Source organism: Streptomyces gardneri (genome assembly GCF_006539185.1).
GTDB lineage: Bacteria > Actinomycetota > Actinomycetes > Streptomycetales > Streptomycetaceae > Streptomyces > Streptomyces gardneri.
This window is the reverse complement of record NZ_BJMN01000049.1, coordinates 22,794-41,268: the sequence shown is the minus strand read 5'-3', so window position 1 is coordinate 41,268 and position 18,475 is coordinate 22,794. Positions and strand designations below refer to the sequence as shown.

At 71.7% G+C, this 18,475-nt stretch carries 18 protein-coding genes; 12 read left to right on the top strand and 6 right to left on the bottom strand.

The genetic code is table 11. The features are described 5' to 3' along the window. Positions 1 to 7: 7 nt before the first annotated feature. The 8 genes from SGA01_RS32350 to SGA01_RS32315 all read left to right on the top strand — a co-directional run bounded on the left by SGA01_RS32350 (position 8) and on the right by SGA01_RS32315 (position 7,739). Positions 8 to 805: an acetoacetate decarboxylase family protein gene (locus tag SGA01_RS32350; RefSeq protein WP_141301023.1), complete on the top strand. Its 798-nt coding sequence runs from the start codon at positions 8 to 10 to the stop codon at positions 803 to 805. Further along, positions 805 to 1,731, top strand: coding sequence for an SDR family NAD(P)-dependent oxidoreductase (locus SGA01_RS32345; RefSeq protein WP_141301021.1), 927 nt, complete (start codon positions 805 to 807; stop codon positions 1,729 to 1,731). The genes SGA01_RS32350 and SGA01_RS32345 overlap by 1 nt, the downstream gene beginning before the upstream one ends. Before the next feature lie 13 nt (positions 1,732 to 1,744). After that, positions 1,745 to 3,028, top strand: a complete 1,284-nt coding sequence (locus SGA01_RS32340) for an amidohydrolase family protein (RefSeq protein ID WP_055644260.1) — start codon at positions 1,745 to 1,747, stop codon at positions 3,026 to 3,028. Between the two features lie 14 nt (positions 3,029 to 3,042). Then, positions 3,043 to 4,266 (top strand): amidohydrolase family protein, encoded by a 1,224-nt coding sequence (locus SGA01_RS32335; protein ID WP_229917769.1) that lies wholly within the window; start codon positions 3,043 to 3,045, stop codon positions 4,264 to 4,266. A 24-nt stretch (positions 4,267 to 4,290) separates the two neighbouring features. Next, on the top strand, positions 4,291 to 5,019 hold the full coding sequence (locus SGA01_RS32330; RefSeq protein ID WP_141301017.1) for a VIT1/CCC1 transporter family protein: 729 nt from the start codon (positions 4,291 to 4,293) through the stop codon (positions 5,017 to 5,019). 117 nt (positions 5,020 to 5,136) lie between these two features. Next, positions 5,137 to 6,018: a sterol desaturase family protein gene (locus SGA01_RS32325; RefSeq protein ID WP_141301015.1), complete on the top strand. Its 882-nt coding sequence runs from the start codon at positions 5,137 to 5,139 to the stop codon at positions 6,016 to 6,018. Further along, positions 6,015 to 6,677: a lysoplasmalogenase gene (locus SGA01_RS32320; RefSeq protein ID WP_141301013.1), complete on the top strand. Its 663-nt coding sequence runs from the start codon at positions 6,015 to 6,017 to the stop codon at positions 6,675 to 6,677. The genes SGA01_RS32325 and SGA01_RS32320 overlap by 4 nt, the downstream gene beginning before the upstream one ends. An 18-nt stretch (positions 6,678 to 6,695) precedes the next feature. Further along, the gene (locus tag SGA01_RS32315; protein WP_141301011.1) at positions 6,696 to 7,739 is read left to right on the top strand and encodes a zinc-dependent alcohol dehydrogenase family protein; all 1,044 of its coding nucleotides are present in this window, start codon (positions 6,696 to 6,698) and stop codon (positions 7,737 to 7,739) included. 272 nt (positions 7,740 to 8,011) lie between these two features. Here the strand turns inward: SGA01_RS32315 and SGA01_RS32310 are convergent, their stop codons facing one another. Together SGA01_RS32310 and SGA01_RS32305 are read right to left on the bottom strand one after the other, a co-directional pair. Next, the gene (locus SGA01_RS32310; RefSeq protein WP_141301009.1) at positions 8,012 to 9,334 is read right to left on the bottom strand and encodes a CoA transferase; all 1,323 of its coding nucleotides are present in this window, start codon (positions 9,332 to 9,334) and stop codon (positions 8,012 to 8,014) included. 95 nt (positions 9,335 to 9,429) lie between these two features. Next, positions 9,430 to 10,971 (bottom strand): S8 family peptidase, encoded by a 1,542-nt coding sequence (locus SGA01_RS32305; protein ID WP_141301007.1) that lies wholly within the window; start codon positions 10,969 to 10,971, stop codon positions 9,430 to 9,432. A gap of 273 nt (positions 10,972 to 11,244) precedes the next feature. Between SGA01_RS32305 and SGA01_RS32300 the strand changes: the two genes are divergently transcribed. The 3 genes from SGA01_RS32300 (at position 11,245) to moaA (ending at position 14,422) form a co-directional block, all read left to right on the top strand. Then, a complete protein-coding gene (locus tag SGA01_RS32300; RefSeq protein ID WP_079037669.1) occupies positions 11,245 to 11,619 on the top strand; it encodes a DUF485 domain-containing protein in 375 nt (124 codons plus the stop codon). Beyond that, a complete protein-coding gene (locus SGA01_RS32295) occupies positions 11,616 to 13,256 on the top strand; it encodes a monocarboxylic acid transporter (protein WP_141301006.1) in 1,641 nt (546 codons plus the stop codon). The genes SGA01_RS32300 and SGA01_RS32295 overlap by 4 nt, the downstream gene beginning before the upstream one ends. Before the next feature lie 164 nt (positions 13,257 to 13,420). After that, the gene (gene moaA, locus SGA01_RS32290) at positions 13,421 to 14,422 is read left to right on the top strand and encodes a GTP 3',8-cyclase MoaA (RefSeq protein ID WP_141301004.1); all 1,002 of its coding nucleotides are present in this window, start codon (positions 13,421 to 13,423) and stop codon (positions 14,420 to 14,422) included. A 10-nt stretch (positions 14,423 to 14,432) separates the two neighbouring features. Here the strand turns inward: moaA and SGA01_RS32285 are convergent, their stop codons facing one another. Both SGA01_RS32285 and SGA01_RS32280 read right to left on the bottom strand, forming a co-directional pair. Then, positions 14,433 to 14,648: a hypothetical protein gene (locus tag SGA01_RS32285; RefSeq protein WP_055644270.1), complete on the bottom strand. Its 216-nt coding sequence runs from the start codon at positions 14,646 to 14,648 to the stop codon at positions 14,433 to 14,435. Between the two features lie 182 nt (positions 14,649 to 14,830). After that, positions 14,831 to 15,175, bottom strand: coding sequence for a DUF3099 domain-containing protein (locus tag SGA01_RS32280; RefSeq protein WP_141301002.1), 345 nt, complete (start codon positions 15,173 to 15,175; stop codon positions 14,831 to 14,833). A 169-nt stretch (positions 15,176 to 15,344) separates the two neighbouring features. Here SGA01_RS32280 and SGA01_RS32275 point away from each other — a divergent pair, with 169 nt between their 5' ends. Continuing rightward, entirely contained in the window at positions 15,345 to 15,620 is a 276-nt protein-coding gene (locus tag SGA01_RS32275) for a GlsB/YeaQ/YmgE family stress response membrane protein (RefSeq protein ID WP_141301000.1), read from the top strand. 73 nt (positions 15,621 to 15,693) lie between these two features. Here the strand turns inward: SGA01_RS32275 and tyrS are convergent, their stop codons facing one another. Together tyrS and SGA01_RS32265 are read right to left on the bottom strand one after the other, a co-directional pair. Further along, positions 15,694 to 16,968, bottom strand: coding sequence for a tyrosine--tRNA ligase (gene tyrS / locus SGA01_RS32270; protein ID WP_055644273.1), 1,275 nt, complete (start codon positions 16,966 to 16,968; stop codon positions 15,694 to 15,696). Between the two features lie 65 nt (positions 16,969 to 17,033). Continuing rightward, a complete protein-coding gene (locus tag SGA01_RS32265) occupies positions 17,034 to 18,425 on the bottom strand; it encodes a metallopeptidase TldD-related protein (protein WP_141300998.1) in 1,392 nt (463 codons plus the stop codon). Between the last annotated feature and the right edge of the window lie 50 nt (positions 18,426 to 18,475).

The window sequence follows — 18,475 nt, the reverse complement described above, 5'->3', positions numbered from 1 at the left end:
GTACGTCATGGCACGAGTACGGTACGGCGCCCGCACCGAAGCCGAGATCACGGCGGCGCGCACGAAGAGCGCGAAGCTCCCCGACATCTGGTCCACCGGAGTGGTCGCCGTCTGGGAGACCGACCCCGACGTCGTCGCGGCGATCCTGCCGCCCCCGCTGAAACCCACGTCACGCCCGCTCGTGCGCGCCAACATCAGCCGGGTCGACCTGCCCGGCTACCCCCTGGGCGCAGGCTCCGTGGCGGTGGCCGCCGCCCACGGCGACCGCGAGGGCTGGTACCCGCTGGTCATGCCGATGACCCACGAGCGCGCCCTGATCGGCGGGCGCGAGGTCTTCGGCGAACCGAAGAAGCTGGGCGAGGTCACGGTCGAGCGTGAAGGGCTCGTCGTCCGCGCGGCCCTCGCCCGGCACGGCATCGCCTTCGTCGAGGTGCGCGGCGCCGTCGCCGGCCCGCTGCCGCTGCCGGAGCCCGTCGAGAAGACCGACTTCTACTTCAAGTTCCTGCCGGGCGTGGACGGCACCGGCTTCGACGCGGACCCCGTCCTCGTCCACTGCGTCCGCAACGAGAAGGTGCGGAAGCTGGAGCGGGTCACCGGTGACGTGGTCCTGCGCGAGTCCATGTACGACCCGGTGGCCGACCTGCCCGTACGCCGGCTCGTCGAGATCACGATCGGCGAGAAGACCACCGACCAGCGGGGCACGGTCGCCGAACGCGTCTCCGCGCAGGCGCTGCTGCCCTATATCCACCAGCGGTACGACGACCCGCTGCAGATCCTCGACGGCCCCCCGGAAGGAAGTGTCTGATGGAGCTGCGCGCGGGACAGGTCGCCGTCGTCACGGGCGCGGCGAGCGGCATCGGGCTCGCCATGGCCCGCCGCTTCGCCGCCGAGGGCATGTCCGTCGTCCTCGGGGACGTCGAGCCGGGCGCCCTCGCGGAGGCGGCCGACGAGCTGATGGAGGGCGGGGCGCAGATCCTCGCCCGGACGGTCGACGTCTCCGACCCCGACGAGGTCCGGGCGTTCGCGGACGCGGCGTACGACACCTTCGGCGCCGTCCACGTCCTCTGCAACAACGCCGGCGTCGGCTCCGGCGCCGAGGGCCGGATGTGGGAGCACGAACCGAACGACTGGAAGTGGGCGTTCTCCGTCAATGTCTGGGGCGTCTTCCACGGCATCCAGGCCTTCCTCCCGCGCATGATCGCGAGCGGCGAGCCCGGCCACGTCGTCAACACCTCCTCGGCCGACGGCGGCATCGCCCCGCTGCCCACCGCCTCCGTGTACGCGGTCACCAAGGCGGCCGTCGTCACCATGACCGAGTCGCTCTACGCCCACCTCCGCGCCGAGCACGCGCGCGTGGGCGCCTCCGTGCTCTTCCCCGGCCCGCACATGCTCCGCACCGGTCTGTGGGAGTCGCACCGCAACCGGCCCGAGCGCTTCGCGAAGGAGCGCCCGCGCAGGACCCCGTACCGCAGCCTCGACCAGTGGGAGGCCGCGATGAAGGAGGCCGGGCAGGAGATCGCCTTCACCCCGGTGGAGGACGTCGCCGAGCTGGTCGTCGAGGGCATCCGCGCCGACCGGTTCTGGATGCTGCCGGAGAGCGAGCACAGCGACGGCCAGATCCGGGCGCGCTCGCGGTCGATGCTCGACCGCGCCAACCCGTCGTACCTGGAGAGCTTCATCCTCGACCGAGACCGAGACCGAGACCGAGACCGAGACCGAGACCGAGACTGAGGGGCGTACCGCCATGACGACGTACGAGGATCCGTATCTGATCATCTCCTCCGACTGTCACGCCGGGCTGCCCACCGAGCAGTACCGGCCCTATCTGGAGTCCCGCCACCACCGCGCCTTCGACGAGTTCCTCGCCGGGCGCGACGCGCGCCGCGAGGCGATGACCCGCCTCGGCGTACGCAACGAGGCCTTCGCCGACAAGTGGTTCCACGACAACGAGGAGGGCCTGCGCGGCGGCTGGGACGCCGCCCAGCGGCTCAAGGAGCTCGACGGCGACGGGGTCGCCGCCGAGGTCGTCTTCCCCGACGCGGACGCCGTCGACAGTCAGACCGCCGCCCCCTTCGGCGTCGGCCTCGGTCTCTCCGGCGACCAGGACCCGGTGCTCGGCATGGCGGGCGCGAAGGCGCACAACCGCTGGCTCGCCGAGTTCGTCGGCCAGAACCCGCAGCGGCACTGCGGGGTGGCGCTGCTCCCCGTCACCGCCGACCCCGTCGAGGTCGTCGCCGAGATCCACCGGGCCAAGGAGTCCGGACTCGGCGCGCTCATGATCCCCTCCATGTGGGTGGACAAGGCCCCGTACCACGACCGGCGCTACGACCCGGTGTGGGCGGCCGCCGCCGAGACCGGCATGCCGGTCGTCACCCACTCCGGCGCCGCGCCCCGCGAGGAGTACGGCGACCACCTCGGGATCTACGTCTCCGAGGTCACCTTCTGGCCGGCCAGGCCGCTGTGGTTCCTGCTCTGGTCCGGGGTCTTCGAGCGCCACCCCGGCCTCAGGTTCGGCGTCGCCGAGTCCGGCTGCTGGTGGCTGCCCAACCTGCTCTGGTTCATGGACCGGCTCTACCTCGGCGCGCACGGCGGCAAGAAGCTGTCCCCGTTCGCGGAGCTGAGGCGGCCGCCGAGCGAGTACCTGGACCGGCAGGTCTTCATCTGCGCGACCAACACCAAGCGGCGCGAACTCGCCCAGCGGTACGAGATCGGCGTCGACAACATCCTGTGGGGCTCGGACTTCCCGCACCCGGAGGGGACCTGGCCCGCCACGCGCGCGTGGCTGCGGAACACCTTCCACGACATCCCGGTGGGGGAGACCCGGCGGATGCTGGGGCTCGCGGCCGCGGAGGTCTTCGGCTTCGACCTGCCCGCCCTCGAACCCATCGCCCGCCGGATCGGCCCCACCCCCGCCGACCTCGGCCAGTCGGCCGACCAGGCGGCCGTGGAGGCTTCCTGGGCACGCTCGCGCGAGGTGGGCCGCCACTGGCTGACCGAGAACGACTTCCCGGTCCTCGGGACGAACTGATGGGCGGCGAACCGATGGACAGGTACACCGTCATCTCGGCCGACTGCCACGCGGGCGCCGACCTGCTGGACTACCGGCCGTACCTGGAGAAGAAGCACCACGACGACTTCGACGCCTGGGCGGCGACGTACGTCAATCCCTACGAGGACCTCCTCGCCGACACCGCCGACCGCAACTGGAACTCGCAGCGCCGGCTGCGCGAGCTGGAGGAGGACGGCGTCGTCGCCGAGGTCGTCTTCCCCAACACCATCCCGCCGTTCTTCCCCAAGGCCTCGCTGATGGCGCAGCCGCCCACCCGCGCCGAGTACGAGCAGCGCTGGGCCGGGCTCCAGGCGCACAACCGCTGGCTGGCCGACTTCTGCGCGGACGCGCCGGGGCGCAGGGCGGGCGTCGCGCAGATCCTCCTCAACGACGTGGACGCGGCGGCCGCGGAGATCCGCCGCACCCGCGAGGCGGGGCTCACCGGGGGCATCCTGCTCCCCGGCGTCCCGCCGGGCTCGCCCGTCCCGGAGCTGTACTCGGAGACGTACGACCCGATCTGGGCGGTCTGCGCGGAGCTGGACGTCCCGGTCAACCACCACGGCGGTTCGGCGTCGCCGCCGCTCGGCGACGAACCGGCGGCCCGCGCCGTCTTCATGGTGGAGACGACCTGGTTCTCCCACCGGGCCCTGTGGCACCTCGTCTTCGGCGGCGCGTTCCGGCGCCACCCGGGGCTCAAGCTGATCCTGACCGAGCAGGGCTCGGGGTGGATCCCGGGCGTGCTCGACATGCTGGACTACTACCACGGGCGTCTGGTGTCGGCCGCGACGAAGGCCTCCACGGCCGAGTCCAAGTTCGGCGCCGGGCTCGCGGAGTCCATGGGCAAGGGCCCCAGCGAGGTCTGGCGCGACAACTGCTTCGTCGGTGCCAGCTTCATGCGCCCCCACGAGGTGCCGCTGCGCGAGCGGATCGGCCTGGACAAGATCATGTGGGGCACCGACTACCCGCACGACGAGGGCACCACCCCGTACTCCCGCGAAGGCCTCCGCATCGCCTACGCGGGGCTGCCCAAGGAGGAGGTCGCGGCGATGGTCGGCGGCAACGCGGCCCGTGTCTACGGCTTCGACCTCCGTCTGCTCGACTCCCTCGCCGCCGTCCACGGGCCGACGGTCGAGGAGATCGCCGAACCCCTGAAGGAGGTCCCCGCGGGCGCCACCAGCCCGGCCTTCGCCCCGGGCGGGTCGGTCCGCGTCTGGTGACCCGCCGGGTGCGACGCTCCTGACGTGACCGACGCACCCGAGGACACCGAAGCCTCCGCACACGAGGCCCACGGCGGAGGTCTCGGCTCCCGCCTCAACTGGCTCCGGGCCGCCGTGCTCGGAGCCAACGACGGAGTGGTCTCCACCGCCGGCCTCGTCGTCGGCGTCGCCGGCGCCACGGAGTCCCGGGCGGCCCTGCTCACCGCGGGCCTCTCGGGGCTGCTCGCCGGGTCGATGTCCATGGCGGCGGGGGAGTACGTCTCGGTCTCCACCCAGCGCGACTCCGAGGAGGCCGCCCTCGCCCAGGAGAAACGCGAACTGCGCGAGGACCCGGAAGCGGAACTCGCCGAACTGACCGCCCTCCTGGCCGCCCGCGGCCTCTCCGCCGACGTGGCCCGCGAGGCCGCCGAACAGCTCACCGAGCGCGACGCCCTGCGCGCCCACGCGCGCGTGGAGCTGGGCATCGACCCCGACGACCTCACCAACCCCTGGCACGCGGCGGGCGCCAGCTTCCTCGCCTTCACCGTCGGCGCCCTGCTCCCGCTCCTCGCGATCGTCCTGCCGCCGACCTCGGTCCGCCTCTGGGTCACGGTCGGCTCCGTCCTGGCGGCCCTCGCCCTCACGGGCTGGTGGAGCGCCCGCCTCGGCAGCGCCCCGGCGGGCCGCGCGATCCTCCGCAACGTGGGCGGCGGCGCCCTCGCCATGGCGGTCACCTACGCCGCGGGCTCGCTGCTGGGCGCGACCGGGATCTAAGGGGGGGGTCTCGCGGGGTCTTGTCGGAAGGTGCCAACGCTTGCTGACAACTCGTCTCGCATACTTGTCGGTAACTGCGTCTAGCGGGCCCCGCCCGCCACGCCTACCGTCGACGGCATGCCGAACCTGCCCGATGTCGTGCTCTGGTCCATACCGGCGTTCGTCCTGCTCACCGTCCTGGAGATGGTCAGCCACCGTGTCCACCCCGACGGGGACGCCGCGGGGTACGAGACCAAGGACGCCGCCACCAGCATCGGCATGGGGCTCGGGAGCCTCGCCTTCGACGCGCTGTGGAAGATCCCGGTCGTCGCGATCTACACCGCCGTCTACGAGCTCACCCCGCTCCGCGTCCCCGTCCTGTGGTGGACCATCCCGCTGATGCTGCTCGCCCAGGACTTCCTCTACTACTGGCAGCACCGCGGACACCACGTCATCCGCATCCTCTGGGCGTGCCACGTGGTCCACCACAGCAGCCGCAAGTTCAACCTCAGCACCGCCCTGCGCCAGCCGTGGACCGGCGTGACGGGCTGGCCGTTCTACCTGCCGATGATCGCCCTCGGCGTGCACCCGGCGGCCGTCGCCTTCTGCTACTCGATCAACCTCGTCTACCAGTTCTGGATCCACACCGAGCGCATCGACAAGCTGCCCCGCCCCTTCGAGTACGTCCTCAACACCCCCTCCCACCACCGCGTCCACCACGCCTCCCAAGGCGGCTACCTGGACCGGAACTTCGGCGGGATCCTCATCGTCTGGGACCGGATGTTCGGCTCCTGGGTCGGCGAGACCGACCGGCCCGTCTACGGGCTCACCAAGAACATCGAGACGTACAACCCCCTGCGCGTCGCCACCCACGAGTACGCCGCCATCGCCCGCGACGTCCGCTCCGCGCACGACTGGCGCGAGCGGGTCGGCCGGGTCTTCCGCGGCCCGGGCTGGCAACCGGGCCCCATGCCGGAGCGGTCCCCGCAGCCCGGCGCGACGCCGGAGGCAGCCGCGTGACCACGGTCCCGACGGCCACCCGAGCCGCCACACCCACGTCCCAGGCCCTGCTCGCCGCCTTCGGCCTCGCCGCGGTCGTCGACCTGGGCTCGCTCCTCGCGGGCGCCGAGCTCGGCCACCAGCTCGCCAAGCCGCTCCTGATGCCCCTGCTCGCCGCGTACGCCGTCACCAGGGGCGCCCCGAAGCTCCTGATCGCCGCGCTCCTCTTCGGCTGGGGCGGCGACGTCTTCCTGCTCTCCGACGCCGACTGGGCCTTCCTCGTCGGGATGGGCTCCTTCGCCGCCGGACACGTCTGCTACCTGGTCCTCTTCGGCCGACGCCGTACGTCGCCGCTCCTCGGCGCCGGCTACGCGGTCGCGCTGCTCACCACCATCGTGCTGCTCTGGCCCGATCTCCCGGCCGAGCTGCGGATCCCCGTCGCCGGGTACTCGCTGCTGCTCACCGCGATGGCCTACCGCGCGAGCGCCCTCGGGCTCCTGGCCGGCCTCGGCGGCGCGCTGTTCCTGCTGTCCGACACCCTCATCGCCACCGGCGTCGCCGAGTGGCCCCAGCTGCCGGCGCCCGACTTCTGGGTCATGCTGACGTACATCGCGGCGCAGTACCTGCTGACGGCGGGAGTACTCTCCGCGATGTACGGTGAACGTCGTACAACCGTCTGACAGCAAGGACCGCCCCCCATGCGCGCCACCACCATCCACGCCCCGTTCGACATGCGCGTGGAGGACGTGCCCGACCCGGTGATCCAGGACTCCACCGACGTCGTCCTGCGCGTGCTGCGCGCCTGCATCTGCGGCAGCGACCTGTGGGCCTACCGCGGCGAGTCCGCCCGACAGCCCGGCCAGCGCATCGGCCACGAGTTCCTCGGCATCGTCGAGGCGGCCGGCTCCGACGTCACCGGCTTCGCCGCAGGCGACCTCGTCGTCGCGCCCTTCGTGTGGTCCGACGGCACCTGCGAGTACTGCGCCGAGGGCCTCCAGACCTCCTGCCCGCGCGGCGGCTTCTGGGGCTCGGTCGGCTCCGACGGCGGCCAGGGCGAGGCGGTCCGCGTCCCCTTCGCCGACGGCACCCTCGTCAAGCTGCCCGCCGACGCCGCCTCCGACGACCACCTCCTGACCGCGCTGCTCGCCCTCTCCGACGTCCTGGGCACCGGCCACCACGCGGCCCTCGGCGCGGGCGTGAGGCCCGGCTCCACCGTCGCGGTCGTCGGCGACGGCGCCGTCGGCCTCTGCGGGGTCCTCGCCGCCAAGCGCCTCGGCGCCGAGCGGATCATCGCCCTCGGCCGCCACACCGCCCGTACGGACATCGCCCGCGCCTTCGGCGCCACGGACGTCGTCGCCGAGCGCGGCGAGGCCGCGGAGGCCGCCGTCCGCGAACTCACCGGCGGCCAGGGCGCCCACGGCGTGATCGAGGCGGTCGGCACCGAGCAGTCCATGCGCACCGCGGTGGCCATCACCCGCGACGGCGGCTCCATCGGCTACGTGGGCGTCCCCCACGGCAGCGGCACGGGCCTCGACCTCTCCGTCATGTTCGACCGCAACATCGCCCTCCGCGGCGGCGTTGCCCCGGTCCGCGCCTACATCCCGGAACTGCTCCCGGACGTCCTCGCCGGCACGATCGACCCGTCCCCGGTCTTCGACCTGACGGTCGACCTGGACGGCGTCCCCGCGGGCTACAAGTCGATGGAAGACCGCACAGCCCTCAAGGTCCTGGTCAAGCCGTAGCTCCAACGGCCCTGGCTGGACTGGCCCAGCCCAGCTGGGTGACGCCGGCCCGGCGCGAAGCCGCCGAGTGCATCAGGGGGCCGGGGGCATGGCCCCCGGGAAACTACCCACCTCGTCCCCCACCAGCCTCCGGCAGGGTTTCGGGAAGGGGCGGGGTGGGGGATCCCCCTCTCTGGCACCGGCCACGAACCGGCCCGCACCACCCCGCCGACCACCACCACCACCACCACCACGCCGCCGCCGGTCACCGCCCCCACCGGACCCGCCCCGCCTCAGCCCCGCCACTCCGGCGCGTCCGCGCCCGCGACGCCCGGCGGGCGGGACCAGCCCGTCGGGCCGCCCTCGTACGAGACGGGCGACAGCGCGTGCCGGAGGCGTCCCAGCGGGCCCTCAGACTCCGCGAGGTACCGCTCCGGCTCGTACCGCGGCAGCGCGGTCGTCAGCCAGTGGCCCGTCTGGGCCAGCGCCAGGCGCACGAGCCGGCTGCCACCCTCCGCGCGCTGCTCCGTCAGCGACCGCAGGACCGCCGCCGCGAGCAGATACCCCGTGCCGTGGTCCAGGGCTTGCGCCGGGAGCGCCGCCGGCTCCTCCGCCGAGCCCTCGGTCACGGCGATCCCCGTCGCCACCTGCACGAGGGAGTCGAAGCCGCGCCGTTCGCCCCACGGCCCGTAGTCGCCCCAGGCCGACAGCCGCGCGGTCACGAGGCCCGGCCGGTCGAGGTCGAACCGGTCGAGCGCGCCCGGCCGGTAGCCGGTGACCAACACGTCGGCCGTGTCGAGGAGTTCGTCGAGGGTGCGCCGGTCCGACGGCCGCTCCAGATCGAGGGCCGCGGTCCGCTTCCCGACCCCCGCGTCCGCGTGCTGGTCCGGCAGCTCGGGGTTGCCCGGCGGGTCGATCCGCAGGACGTCCGCCCCGAGCAGCGCCAGCGTCCGCGTCGCGACGGGACCGGCGATCACCCGGGTCAGATCGAGGACCCGCAGCGGACCCGAACGGCGCCGCGGCGGGGCGTCGTCGAGCCGCTCCCGGCTCAGCAGCGGCCGCGCCGCCACCTCCCGGCCCTGCGGGTGTTCCGCCCACTCCGAGGGCGTGCGCAGGGCGACGGCCAGGCCCCCGGCCGCGTACACCGCGCTCTCGACCTCGACGGCCTTCCGCTCACCGATCGCCGCCGCGACGGCCGCGACAGCCCCGCCGGTCGCGACCGCCTCGACGGGGTCCCCCACTCCCAGCGCCGCGAGCAACGCGACCCGGTGGTGCGGGTAGTTGGCGTGCGTACGCACCCACCCGTCCGCCGCCCGCCAGAACCGCGACAGCGGCGCGAAGTTCACCGGCGCCCGCCCGTCGACCCGCAGATGCCGCTCGCTCACGAAGGCGGTGGCGACGGCCCCGTCGTCCACCCGCACCGGCCCCGGAAGCCCCGCGTGCTCGACGGCGGCGAGCGAACAGACCGCGACCGTGGCCCGCGCCAGGTCCATGACGGGCAGCCGCGCGGGCAGCAGCCCGGAGGTCCCGCCGTACTCCACACGGTCCACCAGGGCGGGATCGCCGCCGAGGGCCGACCACAGCAACTCCGTACCGGAACGAGATGTGTTGTCCATGACGGCACTATGGCACTCAGTGCCACGCAAAAGGGCCCTGGTGTGGAACACCACACCAGGGCCCTCACGCTTCGGAGATCATCCGACCGCCACGACTAGCGGCGGACGGCGTCCAGCGCGTCGATCAGACCGGCCCCGTAGAAGCCGTTCTTGTTCTTGCCACCCTCGCAGACGGCGTCGATCTTGCCGTCGCCCTCGATGTCGTACGGGTTGGTGCAGGCGCGGTCGTCGGCCTGCGCGTACAGCAGTGCCTTGAGGGCCGCCGGGCTCGCGTAGGGGTGCGTCGACTTGATCAGCGCGAGGACGCCCGCCGCGTGCGGCGCGGCCATCGACGTGCCGGCCTTGTAGTTGTAGCCGCCGTTGACCGTGGTCGACAGGATGCGGCCGTTGACCGCCGGGGCGTCCGGGGTCTGGTACTCGGTGCGGTCACCGCCGGGGGCGGAGACGTCGATCACGCCGAGACCGTAGTTGGAGTAGGACGCCTTGAGGTCCTTGGCTCCGGTCGCGGAGACCGTGACGACACCCGGCAGCATGCCCGGGTAGTCGAGGCACACCTTCGGGTCGATGACCCGGTCGCCGGGCGTGGTGTCGTTCGGGCTGCTGTTGTCGAGGATCGAGTCGGCAGCCAGGTCGAACTTGGAGTTGCCGGCCGCGGCGACGTTGACCGTGCCCTTCTTCTCCGCGTAGCGGCTCGCACGGGTGACCGCCTCGATGAGGGCCTTCTGGTCCTCGTCGTTCTTGCAGGCGAACATCCACGGGTCGGTGTAGTAGCTGTTGTTCGTGACGTCGACACCGTGCTCGGCCGCCCACACGAAGCCGCAGACGACGGCCTCCGTGTAGAAGAAGCCGTCCGGGGTGGACACCTTGATGCCGGAGACCTTGACGCCCGGGGCGACACCGGTGACGCCGATGCCGTTCTTGGCGGCGGCGATCGTGCCGGCGACGTGGGTGCCGTGGTCGCTCTCGCCCGGGTTCGGGCGCCACGAGCCGGGGGTGGTGTCGGGCTTGCCTGTCACGCAGTTGGCGGAGGCCTTGACGTCGAAGTTCGGCGCCAGGTCCGGGTGCGTGTCGTCGACACCGGTGTCGATGACACCGACGGTGACGCGCTTGCTGCCGAGCGTCTTCTGGTGGGCCTTGTCCGCCTTGATGGCGGGCAGGTCCCACTGCAGGGGCTCCAGCGGGTCCTGCTCGTCCGTGGCGGTGGCCGCGGCGGCCTTGGCCTCGGCCGCGGAGAGCGTCTGCGCGCCCTCGTCGACGGAGGCGTCGGTCTGGGCGGACAGCGGGGCGGTACGGGTCGAGCCGGCCGACACCACGCCACGCGCCTGGCGGATCGTCTTCGCGAACTCGGGGTTCTGCGAGTGGACGACTATCACGCCTATCTGGTCGTACGCGATGACGACCTCGCCGCCCGCGGCGGCGATCGCCTTCTTCACCGAGGCGGCGGTCCAGCGGCCACCCGCGACGTTGACGACGTACGAGAGCTTCGGCCCGTTCGTCGCGGCGACGGCGGCCGCCGGAGCGTCACTCAGCTCCGCGGCGGAGGCGGCGCCGGAGGGAAGGAAGCCGAGCGAGGCCGTGAGCGCGAGACCAGCAGGCAGAGCAAGAGCTCGGCCGCGCCTCGATCCCAGATGAGCCATGGGTTCTCCACATCATCCGTATGTACTGTCCACGCGCGGGTTTACGCGCGAACAGGTGCATGACGAGTGAAGCTATCGCTGATCTTCCCGCCGCTTCAATGAGTTGAGAAGACTTCATGAAGATCTGTGCGAATAAATCCCTCGTGTGAACCGCTTCGCTTCCGGCTCCGTGCCGTTGGACAGGGGAGGGGCTCCGATCGGCGCCCCGGTTCCCGCACCTCTGGTGAGGCCCCCTTGAGCATGCCGTCCGTCCCCGCGTCACGAGGAGATTCCGTGGCTACCGAAGCACCGCCGCCGCCCAGAAACGCAACGGAAACCGACCACGGTCCCGTGCCGCCCACGACGGAGCAGTTCGTCGAGGTGCAGCAGGGCGAGGAGTTCGGCGAACTGCGCCGCACCTACCGTTCCTTCGCCTTCCCCCTCACCCTCGCCTTCATCGCCTGGTACCTGCTCTACGTGCTGCTCTCCAACTATGCGGGCGACTTCATGAGCACCAGGCTCTTCGGCAACATCAACGTGGCGCTGGTCCTGGGCCTCGGCCAGTTCCTGACCACCTTCCTCATCGCCTGGCTCTACTCGCGGCACGCCGCGAACAGCCTCGACCCCCGGGCCGAGGCCATCCGGAACCGTATGGAGGGCGACGCATGAGCTCCACCGTCCTGCTCGCGGCGGGCAACGCCACCAGCGAGCACCGGCCCCTGATCATCGCCCTCTTCGGTGCCTTCGTCGTCGCGACCCTGGTCATCACCGTCTGGGCCGGCCGCCAGACCCGCAGCACCGCCGACTTCTACGCCGGCGGAGGCCAGTTCACCGGCTTCCAGAACGGCCTCGCGATCTCCGGCGACTACATGTCCGCCGCGTCCTTCCTCGGCATCAGCGGCGCCATCGCCCTCTACGGCTACGACGGCTTCCTCTACTCGATCGGCTTCCTCGTCGCCTGGCTCGTCGCCCTGCTCCTGGTCGCCGAGCCCCTGCGCAACTCCGGCCGGTTCACGATGGGCGACGTCCTCGCCTACCGGATGCGCCAGCGGCCCGTCAGGACCGCCGCCGGCACCTCCACCATCGTCGTCTCGATCTTCTACCTGCTCGCGCAGATGGCGGGCGCGGGCGTGCTCGTCTCGCTGCTGCTCGGCATCACCAGCGACGGCGGCAAGATCGCGATCGTCGCCCTCGTCGGCATCCTGATGATCGTGTACGTGACGATCGGCGGCATGAAGGGCACCACCTGGGTGCAGATGGTCAAGGCCGTCCTGCTCATCGCGGGCACCCTCCTGATCACCTTCCTCATCCTCCTCAAGTTCAACTTCAACATCTCCGAGCTGCTCGGCGCGGCCGCCACCAACAGCGGCAAGGGCGACGCCTTCCTGGACCCCGGCCTCAAGTACGGCGCCAGCGCCCTCTCGAAGCTCGACTTCCTCTCCCTCGGCATCGCGCTCGTGCTCGGCACGGCCGGCCTGCCCCACATCCTGATCCGCTTCTACACGGTGCCGACCGCCAAGGCCGCCCGTAAGTCGGTCAACTGGGCCATCGGCATCATCGGCGCCTTCTACCTGATGACGATCGTCCTCGGCTTCGGCGCCGCCGCCCTGCTCAGCGGCGACACCATCAAGGCCTCCAACAAGGCGGGCAACACGGCGGCCCCGCTCACCGCCCTGGAGGTCGGCGGCGGCGCCGGCTCCACCGGTGGCGCGATCCTCCTCGCCGTCATCTCCGCCGTCGCCTTCGCCACCATCCTCGCCGTGGTCGCCGGACTGACCCTGGCCTCGTCCTCGTCCTTCGCGCACGACATCTACGCGAACGTGATCAAGCGCGGGAAGGCCACCGAGAAGGAGGAGATGCGGGCCGCCCGCTGGTCCACCGTCCTCATCGGCATCGTCTCGATCGCACTCGGCGCCCTCGCCCGCGACCTCAACGTCGCCGGCCTGGTCGCCCTCGCCTTCGCGGTCGCCGCCTCGGCCAACCTGCCGACGATCCTCTACTCGCTCTTCTGGAAGCGGTTCACCACCCAGGGCGCTCTCTGGTCGATCTACGGCGGACTGATCTCCTCCGTCGTGCTCGTCCTCTTCTCGCCGGTCGTCTCCGGCGGCCCGGCCTCGATGTTCAAGGGCGTGGACTTCCACTGGTTCCCGCTGGAGAACCCCGGCCTCGTCTCGATCCCGCTCGGCTTCCTCCTCGGCTGGCTCGGCTCGCTCCTCTCCAAGGAGGAGCCGGACGCGGGCAAGTACGCGGAGCTGGAGGTCAAGTCCCTCACCGGCGTCGGGGTGGCCGCCGCGATCAAACACTGACCGGAGCGCGACGTCTCGTATACGTTCCGCAGCGATCCACCGGCCGCGTCGTAGAGTTCTACGACGCGGCCGCGCAGGTCCCGTGACAATCTGCCCTGCTCGTTGTCCGCGGCCTCACGTAGGCTCGGACCACACGCATCCGCAAGACGGGGAGGGGGCCCACAGTGCTCATCGACACCTACGGCAGGGTCGCCACCGACCTGCGCGTCTCGCTCACCGACCGGTGCAATCTGCGCTGCACGTACTGCATGCCGGAAGAGGGCCTCCAGTGGCTCGCGAAGCCGGATCTCCTCACCGACGACGAGATCGTCCGGCTGATCCGCATTGCCGTCACCGACCTCGGCGTCACCGAGGTCCGCTTCACCGGCGGCGAGCCGCTGCTCCGCCCCGGCCTCGTCGGGATCGTCGAGCGCGTCGCCGCCCTCGAACCCCGCCCCCGGATGTCCCTCACCACCAACGGCATCGGGCTCAAGCGCACCGCGACCGCCCTCAAGGCCGCCGGCCTGGACCGGGTCAACGTCTCCCTGGACACCCTGCGCCCCGAGGTCTTCAAGACCCTCACCCGGCGCGACCGCCACCGCGACGTCCTCGACGGCATGGCCGCCGCGCGGGACGCAGGCCTCACCCCGGTGAAGGTCAACGCGGTCCTGATGCCCGGGCTCAACTCCGACGAGGCCCCCGACCTGCTCGCCTGGGCGATCGAAGAGGGCTACGAGCTCCGCTTCATCGAGCAGATGCCCCTCGACGCCCAGCACGGCTGGAAGCGCGACGGCATGATCACCGCCGGGGACATCCTGGAGTCCCTGCGCACCCGCTTCACCCTGACCGCCGAGGGCGCCGACGAGCGCGGCTCCGCCCCCGCCGAGCGCTGGGTCGTCGACGGCGGACCGCACACGGTCGGCGTCATCGCCTCCGTCACCCGCCCGTTCTGCCGGGCCTGCGACCGCACCCGGCTCACCGCCGACGGCCAGGTGCGCACCTGCCTCTTCGCCACCGAGGAGACGGACCTGCGGGCCGCGCTGCGCGCCGAGGAGCCGTCGCCTGCTGCGGACGAGGCCGTCGCGGAGATCTGGAAGAAGGCCATGTGGGGCAAGAAGGCCGGCTCGGGCCTCGACGACCCGAGCTTCCTCCAGCCCGACCGCCCGATGTCGGCGATCGGCGGCTGATCCCGGGGCGTCAGCCCTCGGTCGGCTCCCACTCGCTCAGCGGGACGACGTCCTTCAGGAAACCCCGTACCCCCAGGAACTGGGAGAGGTGCTCGCGGTGCTCGTCGCACGCGAGCCAGGTCTTCCGCCGCTCGGGCGTGTGCAGCTTGGGGTTGTTCCACGCGAGGACCCAGACGGCGTCGACGCGGCAGCCCTTGGCGGAACAGATCGGCTTCTCTTCGCTCACCTGATCATTGTCCAGTAAGGGCGATGCCGGGCAGCCACGGGGGGAGCTGCCCGGCATCGGTCCGTCGCTCCGACGGGGGATGCGGAGCGCGTAGGCAGTATGTCACGGCACATGGGGTGCGGTGCACTGGAACTACATGATTGATCTGAGCTTTTCTTGAGGTTTCCGGCCACTGTCCGTGATCAGTTCCGGCCGTACGGAGTCTCCGCGCCGGCACCCTCCGCCGCCTCCGTCGAGTCGAGCGCGGGGCGCACCGGAGCGGGTACGAAGGTGGAGGGAAGGGACGGGGCCGACTCCCGGCCCGCGTTCGCGATGACCACGGCGATATAGGGGAGCAGTATTCCGAGGGCGAGCGCCACGATCGCCACGTGCCGTTCGACGTTCCAGAGCACCGCCGCGGCGATCACGGAGAGCGTCCGGACCGTCATCGAGATGATGTACCGCCGCTGTCGCCCCCGGACGTCGTCGGCGAGCCCCTGACGGGCCCCCGTGATCCGGAAGACCTCGGTTTCGCCACGCTTCGTCATCGCCGTCCACCACCCACCGGTCGCGCCGGACCCTCCCCGGCCCGGACCTCGTTCCACCGTACGCCCGGCCCTCCGCGCCGACGAGACCGGGGCACGGATGGAGCTGTCCGACATGCGCCGAATGGCGGACGGCCCGAGACTGGGCCCACGTGCGCAAAAGGAGGCGACGATGAGTTGGTTGTGGGCGATCATCGTGGGATTCGTCCTCGGCCTGATCGCGAAGGCGATCCTGCCGGGGAAGCAGCAGATCCCGCTCTGGCTGACGACCGTGTTCGGCATTCTCGGCAGCGTGCTCGGCAACGCGGTCGCGACCTGGATCGGAGTCGAGGACACCAAGGGCATCGACTGGACCCGCCACCTGCTCCAGCTGATCGGCGCCGTCGCCGTGGTCGGGGTGGGCGACATGATCTGGGCCTCGATCAAGGGCAACAGACAGCGGGCGTGACACACCCGTGAAACCGGGAGGCCCGGTACGGCAGCTCAGCTGCCGTACCGGGCCTCTTCGGCGTGCGGGCGGATCAGCCCTCCGCGCCGGCGAACTCGATCGCCGCCAGGTTCTTCTTCCCGCGCCGCAGCACCAGCCAGCGGCCGTGCAGCAGCTCGTCCGCCGACACCTCGGCGTCCTCGGCGGTGACCTTCACGTTGTTCACGTACGCCCCGCCCTCCTTCACCGTGCGGCGCGCGCCCGACTTGCTCGGCGCGAGCCCGACCTCGGTGAACAGGTCCACGACCTGTCCGAGCTCGGTCACGCGCGCGTGCGGCAGCTCGGACAGGGCGGCGGCGAGCGTCGCCCCGTCCAGCTCGGCCAGGTCGCCCTGCCCGAACAGCGCCTTCGAGGCGTTGATGACGGCCGCGCACTGCTCGGCGCCGTGCACGAGCGTGGTGAGCTCCTCGGCGAGCGCGCGCTGGGCGGCCCGCGCCTGCGGCCTCTCGGCGGTCTGCGCCTCCAGCTCCTCCAGCTCCTCACGGGACTTGAAGGAGAGGATCCGCATGTACGTCGAGATGTCCCGGTCGTCCACGTTCAGCCAGAACTGGTAGAACGCGTACGGCGTGGTCATCTCCGGGTCCAGCCAGACGGCCCCGCCCTCGGTCTTGCCGAACTTGGTGCCGTCCGCCTTGACCATCAGCGGCGTCGCGAGCGCGTGCACGTCCGCGCCCGGCTCCAGGCGGTGGATCAGGTCGAGACCGGCCACCAGGTTGCCCCACTGGTCCGAGCCGCCCTGCTGGAGCACGCAGCCGTAGCGGCGGTACAGCTCCAGGAAGTCCATGGCCTGGAGCAGCTGGTAGCTGAACTCCGTGTAGCTGATGCCCTGCTCGGACTCCAGGCGCCGGGCGACGGAGTCCTTGGTCAGCATCTTGTTGACCCGGAAGTGCTTGCCGATGTCCCGCAGGAACTCGATCGCCGAAAGACCGGCGGTCCAGTCCAGGTTGTTCACCATGACCGCCGCGTTCTCCCCCTCGAAGGAGAGGAAGGGCTCGATCTGCGAGCGCAGCCGGTTCACCCAGTTCGCGACCGTCTCCGGGTCGTTCAGGGTGCGCTCGGCCGTCGGCCGCGGGTCACCGATCTGCCCGGTGGCCCCGCCGACCAGCGCCAGCGGCCGGTGCCCGGCCTGCTGGAGCCGACGGACGGTGAGCACCTGGACCAGGTGGCCGACGTGGAGACTCGCCGCGGTCGGGTCGAAACCGCAATAGAACGTGACGGGACCGTCCGCGAGAGCCTTGCGCAGTGCGTCCTCATCGGTGGACTGGGCGAACAGCCCACGCCACTTCAGCTCGTCGACGATGTCCGTCACGACCGTCAGTCTCCTCAGGTTGATGGTGGTACGGGGACCCAGTCTAGGTGGGCCGGACCAGGTGGTCAGACCCCCTTGCTGACCGAGCTCATGTTGAAGTCCGGCACCCGCAGGGCGGGCATCGCGGCCCGGGTGAACCAGTCGCTCCACTCGCGCGGCAGCGTCTTCTCCGTCCGGCCCGCCTCCGAGGCCCGCGACAGCAGGTCCACCGGCGACTCGTTGAACCGGAAGTTGTTCACCTCGCCGACGACCTCGCCGTTCTCGACGAGGTACACGCCGTCCCGGGTCAGCCCGGTCAGCAGCAGCGTCGCCGGGTCGACCTCGCGGATGTACCAGAGGCAGGTCAGCAGCAGGCCACGCTCGGTCGAGGCCACCATCTCCTCCAGGGAGCGCTCGCCGCCGCCGTCCAGGATCAGGTTCCCCGCCCCGGGCGCCACGGGCAACCGAGTAAGGCCCGCGGTGTGCCGGGTGGTGATCAGGTGGGCCAGGCTTCCGGCCTTCACCCAGTCGATCGGCCCGACCGGCAGACCGTTGTCGAAGACGGAGGAGTCGTCGCCGGAGGAGTGCGCGATCACGAACGGCGCGGACTCCAGGCCCGGCTCGTTCGGGTCGCTGCGCAGGGTCAGCGGCAGCGGGGAGAGGGTCTCGCCGAGCCGGGTGCCGCCGCCGGGCTTGGAGAAGACCGTACGGCCCTCCACCGCGTCCCGGGCCGTGGACGACCACAGCTGGTAGATCATCAGGTCGGCCACGGCCGTCGGCGGCAGCAGCGTCTCGTACCGCCCGGCGGGCAGCTCGATCCGCCGCTCCGCCCAGCCGAGCCGGGTCGCCAGCTCCGCGTCGAGCGCGGCCGGGTCGACGTCCTTGAAGTCCCGCGTCGAGCGCCCGGCCCAGGCGGAGCGCGACCGGTCGGGCGACTTGGCGTTCAGCTCCAGCGTCCCGTTGGGCTGGTCGTGGCGGAGCCGCAGCCCCGTCGACGTACCCAGGTAGGTCGAGGTCATCTCGTGGTTGGCGAAGCCGTAGAGCTCGCGGCCGCCGGCCAGGGCCCGGGCGAAGGCCTCGCCGAGCGCCGGGGCGAAGTCGGCGAAGACGGCGGAGGAGGTCTCGACCGGGGCGTCCGTGAAGTCGGGGGAGGAGGGCACGCCCTCGACCAGCGGCTGGGCGTCCTCGGCGGGCCCGGCGGCCCGCGCGGCGGCCTCGGCGGCCCGGACCAGCGGCTCCAGGTCGTCGACGGTGACGGCCGACCGGGAGACGACACCGGAGGCGGTGCCCTGGGCGCCGTCGACCGTCGCGATGACGGTGAGGGTGCGTCCGCGGGTGACACCGTTGGTGGTCAGCGCGTTCCCGGCCCAGCGCAGATTGGCGGAGGACTCCTCGTCCGCGATGACGACACACCCGTCGGCACGGGACAGCTCCAGGGCCCGCTCGACGATCTCGTACGGCTTGCTGACGCGGCTCATCGACCGGCCTCCTGCGTCGTGTTCAGGCTGTGCTTGCCCGGGGGACGACC